Raw genomic sequence first — 21,013 nt, forward strand, 5'->3', positions numbered from 1 at the left:
AAGAATATACTTCAAATATAAAATAAGAAAACCCTCTGTCCGTTAAAAGATAGAGGGTTTTTCCTTTCTTCGAATATACTTATGAGAAAGTCTATCTTTTTAATAACCTTATTGGTTTTTACGACCTCAATATTTGCACAAACCTATACAGTTTCTGGAGGGTTGGGAACACCTTACGCTTATAAAAAAGAATCAGGTCAAAGCCTTACCGGTACAGGCATAGAAGAAGTATATCTATTCAACACTTTTGCAGGCGCTACAATAAAGTATAGTTCATCGGCTATTTCGGTCAGATTTTACAAATACAAACAATCTTTTGGAAATAAAACACAAATTCCGGACTCCGATATCTCAATAACATCTATCAACGGAAACTCTACATATACTGTATCAAATCTGGAAGATGGATACGGCTATTTTGCAGAAGACAATAATATTGCCAAAAGCGCTGTTTGGATTATTGATTATAACCAACATAAATCAATATTAAGATCCATCGAAGCCCGAGAAAATGATGACAAATGCCAATTTCTTAAATTACTAGTTGGAAAAACAGAAGATAAACTATTCTTCTATACAACAAACGGAAGCAGAAGAGAAATCCCCCGAAAGTATACTGTGAGCTACGACATTCAAGAATGGGACGAAAACAACAAGGCTTTTATAAAAAGCATAAGAACCTTAAATATAGATACTGAAGAAACAATAGATGCACCTTTAATGAACACCGTTTTCAAACTTAAGGGGGATCAATTTGCAGAATACTTCAAGATACCACATGAGAAGAGTTCGGAAGAATACAATGCTATTGCTGTAGAAGGACATATTGTAGCAGAGCAAGAAGGGAAAAATAATGGGGAAATAGGAAGTTCTGCACCTGTCACAGTCAACTTATATGGACGGGGAAGTGATGCAGCTTATTTCTATACATGGAGTATATATAACAAGGAAGATACCGCAAACTATATTGTACGCTATACAGGTAGTGATGTAAAAAAATACACCTTCGAAAAAGATGGTAATTACGTCATAAAACTCGAAGTGGCTAATAATGCAGATCAATCTGCAACTTGTGCTAATATAAGCACTTTAGAACTTAACATAGAAGAATCAGACATTAAAGCCCCTAACTTTTTTTCTCCCGGAGGAACTACAAATGCCGAGTTTAAGGTTTACTACAAATCCATCGTGAAGTTTAAGTGTACCATTTTCAACCGTTGGGGAGTAAAAATATATCAATGGAACGACCCATCGAAAGGTTGGGACGGAAGACACAACGGCAAATATGTATCTACCGGCGTCTATTATTACGTGATAGAGTATACCAACTCGAAAGGAAGACGTAAAAGTATGGGTGGAGATATAAATGTTTTACGGAGAAATTAGAATAGATCGTTCTCCATCCAAAGCCATAGATACCAAGACTTTTTTAGAATATACATACTACTTACTATCAGCTTTCACAAGAAATATCTCATCCTTTTGTCGAGAGTTCGGCCCTTTCTATCGATTATTATTTTCTACGAAATAATTTGTATATAATTTTGTTTCGAAAGATAAATCAAAAGACTCTCTATATATAAAAGTCAGAAAACCTGAAAATAAGAATAATACTAACAAAAGATAGGAATAAGTTAATAAGTTAAGTTCAGTAAGATTGAGGAATCAATCTAAAGATAAAAGTGGTCAGGGATGCCCGCTTTTATTTTTTATACTCTTATTAACTCTGTGTTTAGCCCCATTTATTTTATCAAAAAACTAAAAATCTATACCTTTATCACAAATTCTTCTACTTAATATAATTCATGTCATGAAAAAAGGTATTTTTTTGATCTTTTGGTTATGTGCAATATCAATCTTTGCACAAAATTCTGTTAGTAACGAGTATAAAACGGATAAAGATATATCCTATATCAGTCCGGACGAAAAAGATAATTATCGAAAGGAGCGTTGCAAGCTTGACGTATATTATCCCGTAAATAAGAAAGATTTCCCTGTTGTTGTATGGTTTCACGGCGGAGGACTCGAAGGTGGAGAAAAAGGAATACCTAACGAACTAAAGAATAAAGGTATTGCTGTAGTAGCTGTTAACTACCGTCTGAGCCCGAAAGCAACAAATCCGGCTTATATCGAAGATGCTGCGGCATCCATTGCCTGGGTATTCAATAATATAGCATCTTACGGAGGCAGCACCAAAGATATTTATGTATCGGGACATTCGGCAGGAGGATATCTGACCCTGATGGTCGGTTTAGATAAAAGTTACCTTGAAAAATATGGAGTAGATGCCGATAAGATTAAAGGACTTATACCTATCAGCGGACAAACAAATACACATTTCACCATCCGAAAAGAAAGAGGCATACCATATAATATCCCAATTATTGACGAATACGCTCCTCTGAATAAGGCAAGAACCGGTATCCCTCCCACTTTACTAATTACAGGAGATCGTAAACTCGAGTTAACAGCCAGATACGAAGAAAATGCACATTTAGAAGCTATTCTAAAATCGCTGAATAACAAAGATGTTGTATTATATGAGCTACAAGGATTTGATCATGGCAACGTATATGCTCCGGGATGTTATTTGATGCTGGACTGGATAAAGAAACACAGTAAATTATAGTATAGTAAGTAAGCGATTAAAAGTATTTTTCGTTATTTCCTTGTCAGTTTTTAATATCCTGAAGAAAATGAGATTCTTCATTACATTTAGGAATGACAAAGAGAATAATATTGATAGCGAAAAACACTTTTAATCCAGTGCAGGAAAACTTACTTTCCTCTCTTAAAGATATATGACTGACCTTGTTGAGTCATTATATCATATTCGTAAACTTTATACAACAGAGGATATTGAGGATTTATTTCCTTCGATACCAACGGCTCTTTTATATCTGCCGTTTTATATAGCGGATTAGTATTCACGCCCCTTGCCTCCTGCAATCCATCACCTCTTAATGGCACATAAGAGCGAAGTCGCATATTTCCGCCTAGTTTAGATGTAATTGTTACAGAAGATATCTCACCATCACTCCAATCCATCGATGAAATTTCGAAACCACCACGAGCCACTAGCCCTTTAACACTTCCGTTCTTCCACTTATCAGGCAAAGCCGGTAGTAAATGTATTGCTCCATCATGACTTTGCAGAAGCATCTCTGCTACCCCCGCAGTGAATCCAAAATTTCCATCTATCTGAAATGGTGGATGGGCATCAAACAGATTCGGATAAGTACGCCCATCGTTATTACCCGGCTCTACCAAAGATAGCATATTCGAAATAATTTTATAGGCATGATTACCATCGAGCAGACGTGCCCAGAAATTAATTTTCCAACCTATCGACCAGCCTGTAGCCATATCTCCACGATAGAGAAGTGAGTTTTTTGCCGCCTGAAAAAGCATTGGATGTGAATATGGCGAAATCTGATTGCTTGGGTATAACCCATACAAGTGAGAGACATGACGATGATCATTCTTCGGATCGTCCCAATCTCCCAACCATTCCTGCAATTGATTGTATTTTCCTATCTGCATAGGTGCAAGGTGAGAAATCATATTCTCGAGTTTTTGATTATATGCTTCATCACCTACGCCTAAGGTTTTGGATGCCTCCAGAGCATTGTTAAGCACATCAAATACAATTTGATTATCCATTGTAGATCCTGCCGTTATACTCGTGTTTTTTCCAGGAGGGCCTTGTTCGGGAGAGGTAGACGGTGATGTTACCATCCATTTATATGTAGGATGTTCCACCAAAAAGTCGAGAAAGAAATCTGCTGCACCTTTCAGCACAGGGTATGCTTCTTTTAAGAAGTTCTTGTCTCCTGTATATAAGTAATGTTGCCACATGTGCTGACTCAGCCATGCCCCTCCATTAGGCCACATACCATGAAATGCTCCATCTACAGGACCTGTAGTACGCCAAAGATCCGTATTATGATGCGCAACCCAGCCATTGGCATTATACATTACCTTTGCAGTCTCCTGCCCTGTCACCGCCAACTCCTTTAACATCTGGAAAAGAGGTTGATGTGTTTCGCTTAGATTGGTAATCTCCGCAGGCCAATAGTTCATCTCCGTATTGATGTTAATGGTGTATTTGCTATCCCAAGGCGGCACTAATTGGTCGTTCCATATTCCTTGCAGATTTGCAGGCTGCCCTCCCGGTTGGGATGAACTAATAAGTAGATAACGCCCAAACTGGAAAAGTAGGGTAACCAGACTTTGATCTTTTCCTTCTTTGAAGTTTCTAACTCTTACATCTGTTTCTTCAAGAATACTGTCCGATTTTCCCAAATCTAATGAGACCCGATCGAATTGTTTTTTATAGTATTTTATATGATCTGCTAATGCTCTGTCATAGGGCTTCGATATTGCGGTTTTCAAAAAATGAGTAGCCTTTGTTGATTAATTAGCACTCACATCCTGGTAATTCACAAAATTAGTGGCTATAGAAATATAAATAATAACCGAGTTGGCAGCTTTTACTGAGAGTTTGTTACCCCCAACTTTTACACTCCCTCCTTCAGCTTTTATTTGAGTTTGGTTTTCGAACCGAATCACGCCTTTTATTCCTTCGTGTTCTGCCCCCATACCTTTGAGAATAAGCTTATCCCCCTTAGCTTGAACTTTATAATCTTTTACAGGAGAGTCATATCCTGCTGTGAAACTAATACTATTCGCCTTATCAGCTGTGATTTTCATAACAATGACATTATCAGTAAAAGAAGAGAATATCTCACGAGTATAATTAATGTCATCTACAGTATATTTTGTCGTAGCTACTGCTGTAGCCAAGTCAAGTTGTCTTGAATAATTAGAATATTTATTATGTCCTGCAAAATCTAAATATAAGCTTCCTATTGTTTGATAGGGCATACCATTATGCGGAGTTCTCATATTTTTTTCCAACAAAGCCTCTGCTTCTTTTTCTTTTCCGGCAAAGATAAGAGAGCGCACCTCATCCAGCACTTTTAACATATTAGGGCTATCATTTCTGTGAGGCCCTCCTCCCCACATCGTTTCCTCATTGAGTTGGAGCTGTTCTCTTGCAGGATTCCCAAAGACCATTGCACCCAACCGAGAATTTCCTAGAGGCAATGCTTCTACCCACTCCTTGGCCGGACGCTTATAGAAAAGCTTAGTGTCTTCCGCTTTACAAAAAATAGTACTTAAAGTAAAAATTGATAAAAACAAAAGGTATTTCTTCATGATATTTACAAGTATTCATTCGAGAACAAAGAAAAAGCTTATATATTAAAAATCAAATTAATGCAGACTTAATATCTTATTAAAAAAAGGAGATTACCCAAATTTTACTGCTTTTGCATCAAAAAAGACCCATTTTTCATGTAATCATCGGTTAATATCGCATTTTAATTACATTTTAATACTCCTATTAACACCTAGCGACGTATTTTTTTAATTGCCCTCACATTACTTTGTGATATAAAAATATCATAAAATCCGGAGATAAAATTATTTCGACATATATGTTAATAAACATTCTTTGAATAGAAAATACAAATCTTAATTCTTTATACGAATGGTATATGTTTACTTTGTACTCGAAATTAAATAAATGCCAACTTAAATTAAAACTTATCATGAAGCTTAGAAATGCATTCACCATTGTTTTTATTTCTATTTTATCAGCTTGCACAGCAAGTAACAACAGCGGTGTCAACAAGCAGCCGATAGATTATGTAAACCCTTATATGGGAAACATCAGTCACCTATTGGTACCCACGTATCCGACCATCCATCTGCCTAACAGTATGCTTCGGGTTTACCCCGAACGTGCCGATTTCACGAGCGATATGATCAAGGGGCTACCTCTGATCATCACGAGTCACAGAGGTAGTTCGGCCTTCAACCTGAGTCCTTATCAGGGTGATAAAGGCAAAATAAAACCTGTTATATCCTACAGCTACGATCGTGAAAAGATCACGCCGTACAGTTATGAGGTTGACTTGGACGATCAACAAACGCATATCCAATACGCACTTTCTCACCAATCCGCTATTTATCAGATAGACTATACTTTGCCCAACACTCCTGCTTACCTGATACTCAATTCGCGCAACGGAGCGATAAGGACAGACGGAAATACAGTAAGCGGATACCAAAAACTAGCGAATAATACGAATGTATATATATATCTGGAAACAGAACAAAGCCCTGTACTTACAGGAGTATTGAAAGACAATGTAATCAACGACAAAGAAAAAAGGGCAGAAGGCAGCAATGCTTGTGTCGTATTATATTATGGAGATAATGCACAAACTTTGCGCTTACGCTACGGGGTATCTTTCATCAGCGAAGAACAGGCAAAAGAGAACCTACGCAGAGAACAAAAAGACTATGAAGTTAAACAACTGGCTGATAAAGGCCGCAAAATATGGAATGACGCTTTAGGCAAAATCAAGGTTAATGGAGACAGCGATACTGACAAAACGGTATTCTATACTTCTCTCTACCGTTGTTATGAACGCCCGGTATGCATCAGCGAAGGCGGTCGTTACTTTAGTGCTTTCGACGGAAAAGTACATGAAGACGGGGGTAAACCGTTCTTTACTGACGACTGGATCTGGGATACATATCGTGCAACTCATCCTTTGCGTGTAATGATCGATGCTGAGGAAGAAGTGAATATCATTAATTCATACTTGTTGATGGCCGAACAAATGGGCAACAACTGGATGCCTACCTTCCCTGAGATTACAGGCGATTCTCGCCGGATGAACTCCAATCATGCCGTAGCTACAGTTATAGATGGCTATGCAAAAGGGTTAAAAGGTTTTGACTTGGAAAAGGCATATATCGCATGCAAAAAAGGAATCGAAGAAAAAACGCTTATTCCATGGTCGGGAGCTCCTGCCGGATGGTTAGACGAGTTTTATAAAGAAAAAGGATATATTCCGGCGTTATATCCGGGCGAAAAAGAAACGGTAGCCAATGTTAGCCCTTTCGAAAAAAGACAACCGATAGCCGTAACCCTTGGCACTGCATACGATCAATGGTGCTTGTCGCAAATAGCCAAAGCCTTGGGAAAAGAAGATGAAGCAAAGTATTATCTGAAGAGTTCTTACAACTATAGAAATGTCTACAATGCAGAAACAGGCTTTTTCCACCCGAAAGATAAAGAAGGGAAATTTATAGAACCGTTCGATTACCGCTTCTCGGGAGGCATGGGTGCACGAGATTATTACGGAGAAAATAACGGCTGGGTTTATCGTTGGGATGTACCTCATAATGTGGGGGACCTTGTAAGTCTGATGGGAGGAAACGAACAATTCATAAAAAATCTGGATCAAACTTTTAACGAACCTCTTGGACGTGGCAAATACGAATTTTATGCACAATTGCCCGATCATACAGGAAATGTAGGACAATTCTCTATGGCCAACGAACCAAGCCTTCATATTCCTTATCTGTACAACTATGCCGGACAACCGTGGAAAACACAGAAACGTATTCATACTTTATTGAAGCAGTGGTTTAGAAACGACCTGATGGGCGTTCCCGGCGATGAAGACGGAGGAGGAACATCTGCTTTTGTGGTATTCTCTATGATGGGATTCTATCCTGTTACTCCGGGTATGCCTGTTTATAATATTGGAAGCCCCATGTTTTCTCAAGCTAATATGACATTGAGCAATGGTAAAGTATTTGAAGTAGTAGCTCAAAACTATTCCGAAGACAACAAGTATATCCAATCGGCTACATTGAATGGAAAAGAGTGGAACAAACCTTGGTTCAATCATTCGGATATAGAAAATGGCGGCAAACTTGTATTAATAATGGGTAATAAGGCGAATAAAGCATGGGGAGCAAACCAAGCTCCACCTTCAGCCGAGAAACTATAAAAAAGTCATTTCTCTCTGTGATGCTAAATAATATAAAACATCACAGGGAGAATATAAAAATCGATACAATCATGAAAAAAGCACTCATTATACTTTTCATTCTCACCTTTTGCAGTCAGCTTGCTGCACAAAATTATCAGCGTACATCTCAAGGCATCAAGGCTGATGTAAATTCAACAAACATTGAAATTCAATTTTTTAATTCTAAAATCATAAGGATTTTAAAATATCCACAGGGAGAAATACCAAACAAAAAAAGCCTCTCGGTGATTAAAGAAGCTGAAAACACAAATTTTCAAATACAAGAATATAACAATGTGATAACATTAACTTCATCAGAGGTTATTGTTACACTAAATCTCAAGACGGGAGATGTATTATTTAATGGTACTGACACGAGACCTTTTATAGCAGAGAAGAATAGTTCTTCCATCTTTACGCCAAAAAACTACGAGAGCGGTAAGTCTTACGAAGTACAACAAACATTTCTATTGGATAAGCAAGAGGCCATTTACGGGCTGGGACAGCATCAACAAGGACATATGAATCAACGCGGACAAGAGGTAGAGCTTCGCCAGAGAAATACGGAAATAGCAATACCAATTATTCATTCGGTAAAAGGATATGCCATCTTCTGGGATAATTACTCGCCTACAGTTTATAAAGATTCGGCAGAAGGATTGTCTTTTACTTCTGCTTCGGGTAAATGTATTGATTATTATTTTATGTATGGACAAAATGCTGATGGTGTCATTGCACAGATACGAGAACTGACAGGGCAGGCTCCAATGTTTCCGTTATGGACATACGGATTTTGGCAAAGCCGCGAACGATATACATCGCAAGATGAACTACTGGATGTGGTAAAAAAATACCGCAGTCTAAACATACCTCTTGACGGCATTGTGCAGGACTGGCAATACTGGAGCACTGACAACAAGCAGTGGAACGCTGTAGAATTTGGAAATCCGACTTTCCCTAATCCTCAGAAAATGATAGACGATGTGCACAAAATGAATGCACATATAGCCATCTCCGTTTGGCCATCCTTTGGCCCGAATACAAATATCCATAAAGAACTAAAAAATAAAAAACTCTTATTCAACTTCGATACATTTCCTCAAGATAATGGAGTAAAAGTATATGACGCTTTTAATCCCGAAGGTCGCCAAGTGTATTGGGATTTCATGAATAAAAATATATTCTCTATCGGTATGGACGGTTGGTGGCTGGATGCCACTGAGCCAGAATACAATGTGAGTGAAAAATCTTTTAATGAGACTACATATCTTGGGTCATACAGAGACATAGCAAATGCGTATCCACTGGCATCTATTGGTGGTGTGTACGACAACCAACGCAAGACGACGTCTGAAAAGCGCGTATATATACTTACCCGCTCAGCCTTTGCAGGACAGCAACGCTATGGAGCAAACTCTTGGTCGGGAGATATCGATTCACGTTGGCATGTGCTTCGCAATCAAATTTCGGCAGGCCTAAACTTCTCTCTTTGCGGAATTCCTTACTGGAACACAGACATAGGTGGTTTTTGGGCAGGGCGTGTCTATCCTAAAGGGGTTGAAGATAGAGCATTCCATGAATTATATGTGCGTTGGATGCAGTTCGCTACATTTACACCAATGATGCGTTCGCATGGAACAAATACTCCCCGAGAGATATATCTGTTCGGCAAAAAAGGAGATTGGGCTTATGATGCTCAGGAGAAATATATCAATCTTCGTTATAGCCTCTTGCCATATATGTATTCTATTGGTCATGATATTACAGCAAATGCAGGCTCTATGATGAGGGCTTTAAGCATGGATTTTGCCAAAGACAAAAAAGTACATAATATAGACAATCAGTTTATGTTTGGTAAGTCAATACTAGTTGCAGCTGTAACAGACTCGATGTATGTAAACCGTATAAATGGCAGCATTGTAGAAGATTTCAATGCAGTAAAATCTCGAAAAGTATATTTGCCGGAAGGAGCCGACTGGTATGATTTCTGGACAGGAGAAAAGCTTAACGGAGGACAGGAAGTCAGCAAAGCAGCACCAATAGATATTATTCCACTATATATAAAAGCGGGCACTATACTCCCATGGGGCCCGAAAGTACAATATGCAGAGGAAAGAAAATGGGATAATCTTAAGCTATTTGTTTATTCCGGAAAAGATGCAGAATTTGTACTATATGAGGATGAGAACAACAACTATAATTACGAAAAAGGGATCTATTCAACAATTACAATCAAATGGAATGACAGAACGGAGGTATTGACTATAGGGAAGAGAGTAGGAGAATTTCCGGGCATGTTGAAAACCAGATCTTTTAATATTACAGTAATAGAGGAAGGAAAAAGCATAAATATTACTTCACAACCCGATAAAGAAATTCTATATCAAGGTGAAGAAATGAACATTAAGCTCTAGTATTAAGAAAGTGTGACTTACTCTTTTGATTTTCATCCCACCATGCTAATATAAAAGGAAATAAACGCACAGCATGAAATATATACTTATTCTCTGTCTTTTCATCTCTCAGATGATAGCTAGTGCTCAGACAAAAGTAGTCTGTGTAGGAGCGAGTATTACGGAAGGGGCGTTAACAACTGATCCGAAAAGAGATTCGTATCCAGCACAGCTCGCACACCTTTTAGGTAATAATTACGAAGTGATCAATTGTGGAGTAAGTAGTTGTACCATGCTTCGCAATGGAGATCATCCCTATTGGAATACCCAAGCCTATAAGAAAGCTTTAGATAGCAATCCTGATATCGTGTTTATTGATCTAGGAGGAAATGACGCCAAAGCTATTAATCGAGTTTACATAAATGAATTTGTAAAGGATTGCAGCGATATGGTAAAATCCTTTAAAAGCCTGCCATCAAAACCACGAATTATCCTGATGCTTCCCTTTGTTTCCTTCGAAACAGACTCGAACCAAATATGGGATCCCATTATTGTGAACGATATTATTCCAATTATTCAGCAGGTAGCATACAATGAAGATATAGAAGTCTTGGATATGCACTCCCTGCTGATAAATAGACCCAATTTATTTCCTGACAAGATACATCCCGGAGACAAAGGTTCGGAAATTATAGCGAGCAGATTATATGAACAAATTACATTAAAAACAGAAAAATCTTTTGATGTTCTGGCGAAACTAAAAACAGCACATACTATAAATAATTTCAAAGGATACGTATCGATAGATTTTAAGTTAAGAGGTCGTGATTGTAAAGTTGTTAAACCTAAAACTACAGCTTTGGGAAAACCGTGGATATGGCGTGCCCGATTTTGGGCGCATGAACCACAAACCGATATCGCTCTACTCGAAAGAGGCTATCATCTGGTATACTGCGATGTTGCCGAACTGATGGGAAATGAGGAAGCACTTTCTATATGGAGTGAATTCTACAAACTGTTAACCAATGCAGGTTTATCAAAAAAAAGTGTAATGGAAGGCATGAGTCGTGGTGCAATGTATTCTTTTTGCTGGGCAGCCGCTAATCCGGATAAAATTAGTTGCATATACGTAGATAATCCTTTGCTCGACTGCCGCTATTTAGCAGATAGAAATGGAGATTTAGATGAAATGACGGAAAACTTCATACAAGCATACAATCTGAAAACGAAAGCGGATATACGTACATTTAAAGGAAGCCCAATAGACAAGATAAAAGAAATAGTAAAAGGAAAATACCCTATTCTTATACTTTGTGCCAATCAGGATGAAGCTGTACCTCCAAGTCAAACGATCGAGTTTGAAAGAAAAATAAAAGAAGCGGGTGGAGATATCACCGTAATGATGAAGGATGGCTTCAAACATCACCCACATAGTCTTTCTAATCCTGCACCCATTGTTGACTTCATACTAAAAGCAAATAGAAAATAAATAAGTCGTAAATAATTCATAACACTAACCTAAATGAAAAAAGGTCTCTTCACCCTATACATCGCTGTATTTTCTCTGTTATCCTGCAATAGCTATAGTCAGAAAAATCCGTTTATAAAACATATGTATACAGCCGATCCTTCGGCTCGGGTATGGAATGATGGACGTCTGTATGTATATGCATCGCATGATATCGCTCCGCCTCAAGGGTGCGACCTGATGGATCAATATCATGTATTCTCTACAGATGATATGATAAACTGGGTAGATCATGGCGAAATACTTCGCTCGACTCAAGTATCCTGGGGTAGACCTGAAGGGGGTTTTATGTGGGCTCCCGATTGTGTTTATAAAAACGGTACGTATTATTTTTATTTTCCGCATCCTAGTGGATCAGATTGGGACAAAAGTTGGAAAATTGGAGTGGCAACAAGTAAATTTCCTGCAAAAGACTTTGTGGTACAAGGATACGTAGAAGGAATGGAGGCTCATATCGACCCGAATGTATTTATCGATGATGATGGGCAAGCATACATATATCAAGGTGGTGGTGGTATATGCCTCGGAGGTAAGCTCAAAGACAATATGATGGAAGTAGATGGTAGTCTTCAGAAGATGGAAGGTCTTTATGATTTCCATGAAGCGGCATGGGTACACAAGCGTAATGGTATTTATTATCTATCTTATTCAGACAATCATGATAACAATTGGAATGATGGAGTAAAAGGAGACAATCGCATGCGATATGCAACGAGCAATAGTCCACTAGGACCTTGGAAGTCTCAAGGCATTTATATGGAACCAACAAATAGCTATACGAACCATGGATCGATAGTAGAATACAAAGGTCAGTGGTACTCTTTCTACCATGATAGTTCCTTATCTGAAAAAAATGGAGAATTTAATGATTGGCTACGATCGGTATGTGTAGATAAGCTTTATTATAATGCTGATGGTACAATAGAAATGGTAAATCAAACAAAGTAATTGATACGAAGTACAACAAACTTTTCTATTGGATATATAAAACAAGAATATATTCTCTATCAATATTAGCTGTGGGCGACTGAATACTATAGCATTTGATTACAAGGCAATTAAAATTTCACATTAAACAGTTTTTGTCTTTCAATTGTTTTATTATTGAAACACTAAAATTGTTAACTATGAACTCAAAACAATCATTAATTTTACTGGCTATACTTGTTTTGCAATTACAAGCGTCAATAAATGCTTGTACAGGTATCACATTAAAAAGTAGAGATGGAAGTGTCGTTGCCGCACGTACTATTGAATGGGCTGAAAGTGTTATGAATACGATGTATGTGGTTGTTCCTCGCCATCAGCAGCTTCAGTCGCTTACACCTTCCGGAATGGATGGAATGAAATTTACTAGCAAATACGGATTTATAGGTTTGTCGGTAGAGCAAAAGGAATTTATGGTAGAAGGTGTCAATGAAAAAGGTCTGTCTGCCGGACTCTTCTATTTCCCTAATTATGGAAAATACCCCTCTTATGATCCATCCCAAAAAGAGAGGAGTTTAGCGGATTTCCAATTAGTATCTTATGTACTAGGTGAGTGTGAAACCGTAGATGAAGTTAAAGAAAAACTAAAAAATATACGTGTTACGAATATTGATCCTCGGTCTTCCACTGTACATTGGCGATTCACTGAACCATCGGGGCGTCAGATCGTACTTGAGATAGTAGATGAAATCATGCATTTTTATGATAATCCTTTGGGAGTATTGACCAATTCACCAGGCTTGGAATGGCACTGGACAAACTTGAATAATTATATAAATTTACAACCCGGCACACCTCCAGGACATAATTTTGGCCCTTTGCAAACGAAGTCACTCGGACATGGAACCGGTTTGTTAGGACTTCCGGGAGATTTTACTCCTCCATCTCGATTTGTTCGTGCTACGTTTTTCCAATTGACTGCTCCACAACAACAGTCTGCACAGGAAAGTGTTTTCCAAGCATTTCATATTTTGAATAATTTCGATATTCCAACAGGAACAGAACAACCATGGGGAAAAGCATCAGCTGATGTACCAAGTGCTACTCAGTTTACAGTGGCTACAGATACACAAAATTGTATCATCTATTATCGAACTATGTATAATAGTAATATCCGTTGCATCAACCTAAACACTATTGATTTTGAAAATGTAAAATATCACAGTATGCCTTTGGATAGCATAAAGAAGCAACCTGTGGAATCGGTCAATATAAAATCATAAATATTCATTAAGTATAATTATGGTTGCGCTTATTCAAATAAGCAAGAATGGTTGTAAAATAGGGACATTAAATTCTATGTTCTTATAAAGAAACAGTTTAGAAATTACTTATTTTCCTCTCGACAAAATTGTTTTGTGGTTTTACTATTGGTTTACAAAACCCATCGAAACACTACTAAAACAAGGGCATTAAAACAAAAAAAGAGTTACAGTTTCTACTGTAACTCTTTCATTTTAAGTGGTCCCACCTGGGCTTGAACCAGGGACCCCCTGATTATGAGTCAGATTCAAAACACATAATAAATTATTGTTTATTAGTTGATTATCCATCTTTTTACAACTCATGGTTTACTGTAGGTTTACAATATTGTTATAATACCAAACTTTGATTAATATTATTTGATTTATTTTGTATATCCAACCTCTATATATCATAAAGGCTAGATAGCTATTTATCTAGTTATTTTCAGTAAGGCAAATCATCATTATAATCTGCTTCTGCGTAATATATTTCTATCGGCATATTTTCACGTCCTATCATTGCTTTGTAAGATAAAATTTCATCTGTCATTTCTTCCTCTGTTATTATTTTTTCTTTTTCAGAAAGAATGGTTAAATCATCTTCATTATAAATTGTTTCTTCTAAAACTCTATTTACAACCCTTCCATTTTCAACATAAAAACGAATATTCTTAGGGCTAATTGTTGAAGTATAACCTGTATGAAAAACGATATAATTAACAGTGCTTATAGCAATTCTTATTGAGCCTGTAAACCATATTGCTTTTACTTCTTGGGATTTAAATAATTGATACAACTTGATATCTAAACTATTAATCTTACCGCTTATATCTTTCAAATAGAAGCAATCATCTTTTATTTCCCAGGTGGCAACATAGCCTCTCCAACAATATGATGCTTGCACATCAAATTTATAATTTGAACTACATAGTTCTAAATATTTATTTAAAGGGCTTATCTCATCTCTTACTATGCTATTAACAGCTCTATATAGGCTAAATGAAACATCATTTACAACAATCGTATCAGGCATTTGTGTTGTCATATAATTACTTGTATTTCTCAATTTAAGGTCTTCTTATAAAAGCATCTTTAGCCCCTATTTGAAAATAACCACCATAATGCACTAATGAGAATGCTATTATCTATAAAACAATGTCTCAGGGTATATTATATACCCAAGAATAAAACACCCACTTAATATAATTGGGGTTATATAAATATTTTTTTGATTAATCTCTTTTCTATAATCAAAGATTCCTAGTATTAGCAGAACTATATTAGCTATTAAGAATGATAACGATTGGCTATTAATATTACTTAGAAAAGGTTCTAATATATCTGGATATATTATAAATAAACAATAGTAGAATAGCCATATAGAGAAAAATAAAGCTAGTAAATTGATAAGCCTACTTGATGTGTATATTTCTTTTCGTTTAAAATTCCTATTCACAAAGTAGCATATAATATTTATAGCAAGAATAGGAGATGCAAGTAATATCCATTTCTTAATCTCATTAATATTTGATTCTACTTTAAATAATAATAAAATTGGGAATATCAATAATGAGATATAAAATAGATTCATTGATGGAAAAGTTTCTTTCTTAGTTTTCATTTTATTTAATTTTCATGTTAATAAAAAAATAAGGCATGGTACTTGCCTTACGTGATTCAAGGTATCGCCAAACACCCCCAACTACAATAAGTAAGCCCATGCCTATATAACATGAGCATTTACCTATCTCCTTGTAGTTGGATTCATTAATTTGGCGATTTTAGAATCTACAAGCGATAAAGCAAACGCTTTATATAATTATATCTGTTTTAATCTTTTATTTTACCATAAGCAATATTTTACGTTCTTCTGCAAATATAAAGATTTTGAACGTGCCATAAGCAATTTAAAGAATAAAAAATAAAACAAGCGGCATGGGCTAATATCTTATTACATAATAATGAAAGAGTAATTCTTTTAATTCAGTAATTACCTTCGATTCCTCGATCTGATATAAGCCAAAATAAACTTTACGAGGATCAGCGTGATGCAAATTAGCATCCAGATTAACCCATTTAATGCGTTATTTGTCATAATTATTACAATTTATTAAATATCATGGGGGGGGTAATCCCCTTTACCAATAACAAGGGGGAGTCTTTTATAGTCTACTTATCTCTCAAACGCACAGTATATATAGTTAAATATATAAGATGTAAACTCTGAAAATCAGAATGAAAATATTTCAAAACAATAGATATACATATACTGTAGCTCTCACGTTTAAATATCATTATAAAAAACGTCGGATTATTACGTAAGAATTTCTCTATAAGAGAAACAATGTGCAAAAAGATACGACACTTACAAGAAACAAAGCACCCTCCAAGTATTGAAAGATGCTCTATTTACTTAAAAGCTAATGTCAGCTTAGCTATTCTGTAATACTTCCTTTTTCCTCAAAAAATAAAGCAAAAGTATTTTTGTTATTCTCCAGCCATCCTTACGCTTGCCATCTCCAATAGGAATTTTAGTCTCTACTACTTCGCAATAGTTGAGTATATCGGTTGCTTTAGCCTTAGCCTTAATTCCTAATTTGTGATGCTTTGCACACAATAAATTTTTGATATGCTCCTTTGTATATGCTTCTCCTGTAAAGAAGTCTTCTTTTACCAAAGCTTTCAGTGCTGCTCTCGTTTCTGGCATATTTTTGTGAATTTCATTTTTTATATCAGTTACATTATATCGCAATGTTTCAACTCTTTCTGGGGTTAAATACTGATATGCTAGTACCACCAGAGGATTAATTTTTTCAATCTCTTTTGCCCTTTCAGGTATCACAGCAAACCCTTCTAATTTATTATTCATTACTAGGAGATATTCTTCGTACAACACCTTAAATGTTGGCATTTTGTTTATTACACGAATAAATTCCTTCAACTTCTGCTCCCATTCAATAGCTTCTTCCAAGTCAAAACCATCTCTGGCGTATGCTTGCGACATGGTAAGTCCATTTGTATATACCTCGTCAATGGTTTCGAACTTCCATCTGCTATACTTGACTTTCAGCTCGTTTATACGCATTGAATACTTCTGCTCATCAAAAATGACGAAACTTTCTGTGCCATCATTCCTCACTTTTGCAATCATACTACCTTCGTAACCTTTACCCTCTCTCTTCAAAGTTTCAAAGGCGTTAATATCCATTTCTGCATCAGCAATATTGCTCGCTAACTCATATTCGAAATCTTCCTTCTCCAGAACATAACCTGTGTTGAACACATGGAGTATAGCGTGTCTAAATAAATTATCTTCATTTCTTATCCTTCCTGCTATTTGCCGTATATCTGTAAATATATCAAGCATGGTACTTTTGTGCCGACCATCACTAACAATTATGGTTAGACCAGCCTTAGAAAAGAAGTCCACTCCACAAAATGCAGATTTTGTACAGAATGTAAAAGGCTTATTCGGTTTTCCTTCTTTTGGGATAGAACCTATTTCAATATCTTCTAGCGTTGTTTTGTTCTTTGCATTATCAGCACAAATAACATTCACTTCATCATTAGTCAGTCCGACTTGTTTTACAATCGAACTAATCGCTGATACAGAGTTTACAAAGAAAAAATAGTCTTCAACAGATTTACCTTTTATCTGAAATTTATTCCCCAGCTTATGTTCAATAATCATTCTGGCAATATATGAGAATGGGCTATCTGTTGCAATCCTATGTGGTCTTATTATTTCGGCATTCTTCCCCCATTCAATTTCATATTTCGGCACTTCTATTAGTTCCTCTGGTAGAAACTCCGTTGGTGTTGGCGTTGCTGATAGATATGTTACTTGCCTTTGCTGATTCACTCTTTGCAAAAAATCAATCATTGTTTTGTCCCGATAAATAGCACCGCTTAAAATTTCTTGAAATTCATCCACTATAATTTTATAGCCATGAATAGCCTCTCCGAGTACATCCATAACCTTAACGAGTGAATTGTATGTGACTAATATCTTTATCGGCTGTTTCTCGTGATACTCATCTATATAGTCATCAATATCTTTCCTTGAAATACCTTCTAAAACACCTAATACTTTGTATCGGCATCTCTCATTGGGGTACTGTTCTTCTTTGTTCCGTACAAGCTGCTTTGTTGGGCAGCATATTATTACATTTTCCTCATTTTCAATCATTAATGAGGTTGCTCCACAACCTGTATTTTTTTTATTTAAAATACCGATTGGTAGTGTTTCCATAAACTCACCTACATATTTTTTACCCTCTGGGGCTGTTATTATTTTTATCATATCTTCTTCTCTCTCCATTCTCAGTTCTTTTGTTTCTCTATCTTCCATTCCTTTTTATTTTTAAAATTAAACAATAATGTATCTGTCGACTTTTCGTGTAAAAAAATACCCTTATAAGGTCTTTTCTTACGAGAAAAAACGACACATAAAGCACAGCTATAATAACTTTACTATAACTGCATTTTGTAACCCCTCTATTTTGATATATCAGATCGCTAGAATTAGCTCCTGTTTTTTTTAGGGCTTCCCTGAAGTTGAAAACATTCTACTTCCAAGGGAATAGTACAATGTGAGAGGCACATACCCTATATACAAATACAAAAGTAGAAAAAAATAAATAATAAATAAGGACATTAGATACAAATTGTAAGATATCAATAAAATTATTGATAGGGTTTAATTAAGCCTTAAAGCTTAGTAAACCTATTTCAACTCTTGTTTCATATAGTCTATTTAACTTCTCGTTATTTAGTTTTACTGAAACTCTCCTCTTTAAATAGTCTATACGCTCGTTATTAACAGTTGACGAAGTATTTGATAATCTTTCTACTAGAAAAAAACTTTCTTCCTCTGATAATTTCAAATTATTTATCTTGTGCCCCAAAAAATGGTTTATAGCCGCAGGTAGACCAATTATCCCCCTTTCATATCGAACAGATACTATATATAATTTTAAAATATCGTCTTTACTAAATTGATTTGCTAACCATATGGAAAAGAGTATTTCAAATAATTTTCTCTTAAAAGAATTTTGATTCATCGGGATGAATAAAGTTCGAACCAGTTGCATAGTAATTGTAGAACCTCCACTTTTTATGTATTTATACCTTGTTCTAAATATTGGGACTTGACTTATCATTCCTCTTATTAGAGATTTTAATGAAAACCCCTTTTTGTTTTTATAAAAATTTTGTTCTTCTACATCAATCAGAATTTGTTTTAAAAAAGAGCAATCAATATTCAATCGTTCCAATTCGATATAAGACAGCTTTGCTCGATATAAAATATATTCAAAATTTCTTATCAGCTTCAATCCAAATATTGAAGCTAAAATATCTACTATATTTAAAAAATTTGTTTCATGCCTTTCATTTAGATATGTTCTGAAGAAGTATAAATAAATTATTGAAATAAATATATTCCCTGAAATCCATGGTATTGTAATGCTAAAATCGTTTTCAAAAGGAGTTGATATTATATATATATCTTTATTTTTTGTTGCTAAATACCATATAAGATTAACTCCAATTAACAATATCCAAAATGGTGTTGACTCAAATTTAAGCCACCCCTTAAAATATCTTATAGTAAAAGGATTACTAGCCCCTTCAACTCTTGAGTTTGGCAATGTCAAATGAATAGACCCATAATCAAGACCTAGCATCGTTCTAAGAGTAACGACTTTCTTTGCATTTATTGTTATTGTTTTCTGTAATTCTACAAAGTGCCTTAATAATAAAAAGCCAGAAGCAAAAATCAACAGAGCTAATTCAACAGAATATTTATCAATATAATTCACAAATTTGTTTTCTCCAATATGATCTAAAAAAAGGGGGATTAGTATAGTAAGAACACCTAACAATATACTCGTTAGATGGCTATATATATTAGACTGTCCATTTGCTATTTTTTGAGCTTCTTCGAATTCCAGCAAAAGAATATCTCTGTTTTTACATTTATATGTAGGATAATATTGCTCTCTTAAAGGCGTCATATATTCATTATCAAATTAGTAAATATTATTTTAGTATAAAATATTTTTCAGTGCGTTATAAATTTAATCTTTTATGGAGTTCTTCTTCATAACTATTCCAACTATCTAACCATTTTGAAAAATAGCTATTCGCTGTACATTCTTTTACTATATAAACAATACAATCTTGAATAATATCAATTATTTCTCCTCCAGATAATATTATCTGCATATTTCCTGCATCTTTATCTATAGCATCATGAACATAATCTGAATATTTTCTAATTTTATTCTCATAATAATCTCTTACGGGAACACCATTTATAGAATCATCTTTTTCGACTAATTCAACTAAGTCTAAATATATCTGTAATAATTTATCTATAACAATACTATTTCCCTCTATCATATTTGATGTTATACCAGAATCCCAAAGAGGTTGGGCTTTCTTATATGCATAATATTTTATTGAAGGTAAAGTGTTCAAAAATCCTTCTGGAAGAAATATATTCATTGAGTCTATTCCTTGGGAATTCTTTTTAAATATGTTATATATCTGCTTGTACCTATCTCCAATAGAAACATTTCCATCTGCATTAATTGACCCACTATTCACATTCTTACTACTATCTATTTCTGTCATACTAAAGAATATTAATTATTTCCAATTTTTACATTTCCACTCTTTGTTGTTATATTTCCAGTATTAATATTTTCACCATTAATTATTTTTACCGAATCATTATTATCCTTTTTATCTCTAAAAAATAATGACAATATTATAGCAGTAATAGATGTAACTATACCAACAAGAGGTTCAAATCCTGAATCATATACAAACCAAGCCATAGATAAAATGAGTACAATAATTGCTGAAATTAATGTTGTAGTATTTTTTAAAAAAACTTTCATAAGAAACTATAATTAAGATTTATGTAAATTTATAATAAAATATATATAAATATTT

Annotated in this window: 12 protein-coding genes and 1 pseudogene; 7 read left to right on the forward strand and 6 right to left on the reverse strand. The window is 35.3% G+C overall.

What is annotated here, in order from left to right; all coding sequences use genetic code 11:
• Positions 1–81: 81 nt before the first annotated feature.
• Together QOX35_RS11020 and QOX35_RS11025 are read left to right on the forward strand one after the other, a co-directional pair.
• On the forward strand, positions 82–1,386 hold the full coding sequence (locus QOX35_RS11020) for a T9SS type B sorting domain-containing protein (RefSeq protein ID WP_283686927.1): 1,305 nt from the start codon (positions 82–84) through the stop codon (positions 1,384–1,386).
• 424 nt (positions 1,387–1,810) lie between these two features.
• Positions 1,811–2,629, forward strand: a complete 819-nt coding sequence (locus tag QOX35_RS11025) for an alpha/beta hydrolase (protein WP_283686928.1) — start codon at positions 1,811–1,813, stop codon at positions 2,627–2,629.
• 149 nt (positions 2,630–2,778) lie between these two features.
• Here the strand turns inward: QOX35_RS11025 and QOX35_RS11030 are convergent.
• A pseudogene (locus tag QOX35_RS11030) lies at positions 2,779–5,220 on the reverse strand (glycoside hydrolase family 95 protein).
• Positions 5,221–5,615: 395 nt separating this feature from the next.
• Between QOX35_RS11030 and QOX35_RS11035 the strand changes: the two are divergent.
• From QOX35_RS11035 to QOX35_RS11055, 5 genes are all read left to right on the forward strand, one after another.
• Entirely contained in the window at positions 5,616–7,877 is a 2,262-nt protein-coding gene (locus QOX35_RS11035) for a GH92 family glycosyl hydrolase (protein WP_283686929.1), read from the forward strand.
• Between the two features lie 71 nt (positions 7,878–7,948).
• Positions 7,949–10,312 carry a glycoside hydrolase family 31 protein gene (locus QOX35_RS11040; RefSeq protein WP_283686930.1) on the forward strand — a complete coding sequence of 788 codons (2,364 nt, stop codon included), beginning with the start codon at positions 7,949–7,951 and terminating at the stop codon, positions 10,310–10,312.
• A 73-nt stretch (positions 10,313–10,385) separates the two neighbouring features.
• Positions 10,386–11,780 carry a GDSL-type esterase/lipase family protein gene (locus QOX35_RS11045; protein ID WP_283686931.1) on the forward strand — a complete coding sequence of 465 codons (1,395 nt, stop codon included), beginning with the start codon at positions 10,386–10,388 and terminating at the stop codon, positions 11,778–11,780.
• 33 nt (positions 11,781–11,813) lie between these two features.
• Complete coding sequence (locus QOX35_RS11050) at positions 11,814–12,767, forward strand: family 43 glycosylhydrolase (RefSeq protein ID WP_283686932.1); 954 nt, start codon at positions 11,814–11,816, stop codon at positions 12,765–12,767.
• 179 nt (positions 12,768–12,946) lie between these two features.
• A complete protein-coding gene (locus tag QOX35_RS11055) occupies positions 12,947–14,029 on the forward strand; it encodes a linear amide C-N hydrolase (protein ID WP_283686933.1) in 1,083 nt (360 codons plus the stop codon).
• 466 nt (positions 14,030–14,495) lie between these two features.
• Here the strand turns inward: QOX35_RS11055 and QOX35_RS11060 are convergent, their stop codons facing one another.
• From QOX35_RS11060 to QOX35_RS11080, 5 genes are all read right to left on the reverse strand, one after another.
• Positions 14,496–15,095: a hypothetical protein gene (locus QOX35_RS11060; protein WP_283686934.1), complete on the reverse strand. Its 600-nt coding sequence runs from the start codon at positions 15,093–15,095 to the stop codon at positions 14,496–14,498.
• Between the two features lie 1,386 nt (positions 15,096–16,481).
• Positions 16,482–18,401 (reverse strand): DEAD/DEAH box helicase family protein, encoded by a 1,920-nt coding sequence (locus QOX35_RS11065; protein WP_283686935.1) that lies wholly within the window; start codon positions 18,399–18,401, stop codon positions 16,482–16,484.
• Between the two features lie 352 nt (positions 18,402–18,753).
• Positions 18,754–20,067: a transglycosylase domain-containing protein gene (locus tag QOX35_RS11070; RefSeq protein ID WP_283686936.1), complete on the reverse strand. Its 1,314-nt coding sequence runs from the start codon at positions 20,065–20,067 to the stop codon at positions 18,754–18,756.
• Positions 20,068–20,122: 55 nt separating this feature from the next.
• Positions 20,123–20,689, reverse strand: a complete 567-nt coding sequence (locus QOX35_RS11075) for a hypothetical protein (protein ID WP_283686937.1) — start codon at positions 20,687–20,689, stop codon at positions 20,123–20,125.
• Positions 20,690–20,700: 11 nt separating this feature from the next.
• Positions 20,701–20,958, reverse strand: coding sequence for a hypothetical protein (locus QOX35_RS11080; RefSeq protein ID WP_283686938.1), 258 nt, complete (start codon positions 20,956–20,958; stop codon positions 20,701–20,703).
• Between the last annotated feature and the right edge of the window lie 55 nt (positions 20,959–21,013).

Source organism: Dysgonomonas sp. Marseille-Q5470 (assembly GCF_951230145.1).
GTDB lineage: Bacteria > Bacteroidota > Bacteroidia > Bacteroidales > Dysgonomonadaceae > Dysgonomonas.

Bases quoted from the DNA above. Each gene is read 5' to 3' on its own strand.
- QOX35_RS11080 (WP_283686938.1), bottom strand. From the start codon at position 20,958: ATGAAAGTTTTTTTAAAAAATACTACAACATTAATTTCAGCAATTATT.
- QOX35_RS11070 (WP_283686936.1), bottom strand. From the start codon at position 20,067: ATGACGCCTTTAAGAGAGCAATATTATCCTACATATAAATGTAAAAAC.
- QOX35_RS11065 (WP_283686935.1), bottom strand. From the start codon at position 18,401: ATGGAAGATAGAGAAACAAAAGAACTGAGAATGGAGAGAGAAGAAGAT.
- QOX35_RS11020 (WP_283686927.1), top strand. From the start codon at position 82: ATGAGAAAGTCTATCTTTTTAATAACCTTATTGGTTTTTACGACCTCA.
- QOX35_RS11060 (WP_283686934.1), bottom strand. From the start codon at position 15,095: ATGACAACACAAATGCCTGATACGATTGTTGTAAATGATGTTTCATTT.
- QOX35_RS11075 (WP_283686937.1), bottom strand. From the start codon at position 20,689: ATGACAGAAATAGATAGTAGTAAGAATGTGAATAGTGGGTCAATTAAT.
- QOX35_RS11035 (WP_283686929.1), top strand. From the start codon at position 5,616: ATGAAGCTTAGAAATGCATTCACCATTGTTTTTATTTCTATTTTATCA.
- QOX35_RS11045 (WP_283686931.1), top strand. From the start codon at position 10,386: ATGAAATATATACTTATTCTCTGTCTTTTCATCTCTCAGATGATAGCT.
- QOX35_RS11040 (WP_283686930.1), top strand. From the start codon at position 7,949: ATGAAAAAAGCACTCATTATACTTTTCATTCTCACCTTTTGCAGTCAG.
- QOX35_RS11055 (WP_283686933.1), top strand. From the start codon at position 12,947: ATGAACTCAAAACAATCATTAATTTTACTGGCTATACTTGTTTTGCAA.
- QOX35_RS11025 (WP_283686928.1), top strand. From the start codon at position 1,811: ATGAAAAAAGGTATTTTTTTGATCTTTTGGTTATGTGCAATATCAATC.
- QOX35_RS11050 (WP_283686932.1), top strand. From the start codon at position 11,814: ATGAAAAAAGGTCTCTTCACCCTATACATCGCTGTATTTTCTCTGTTA.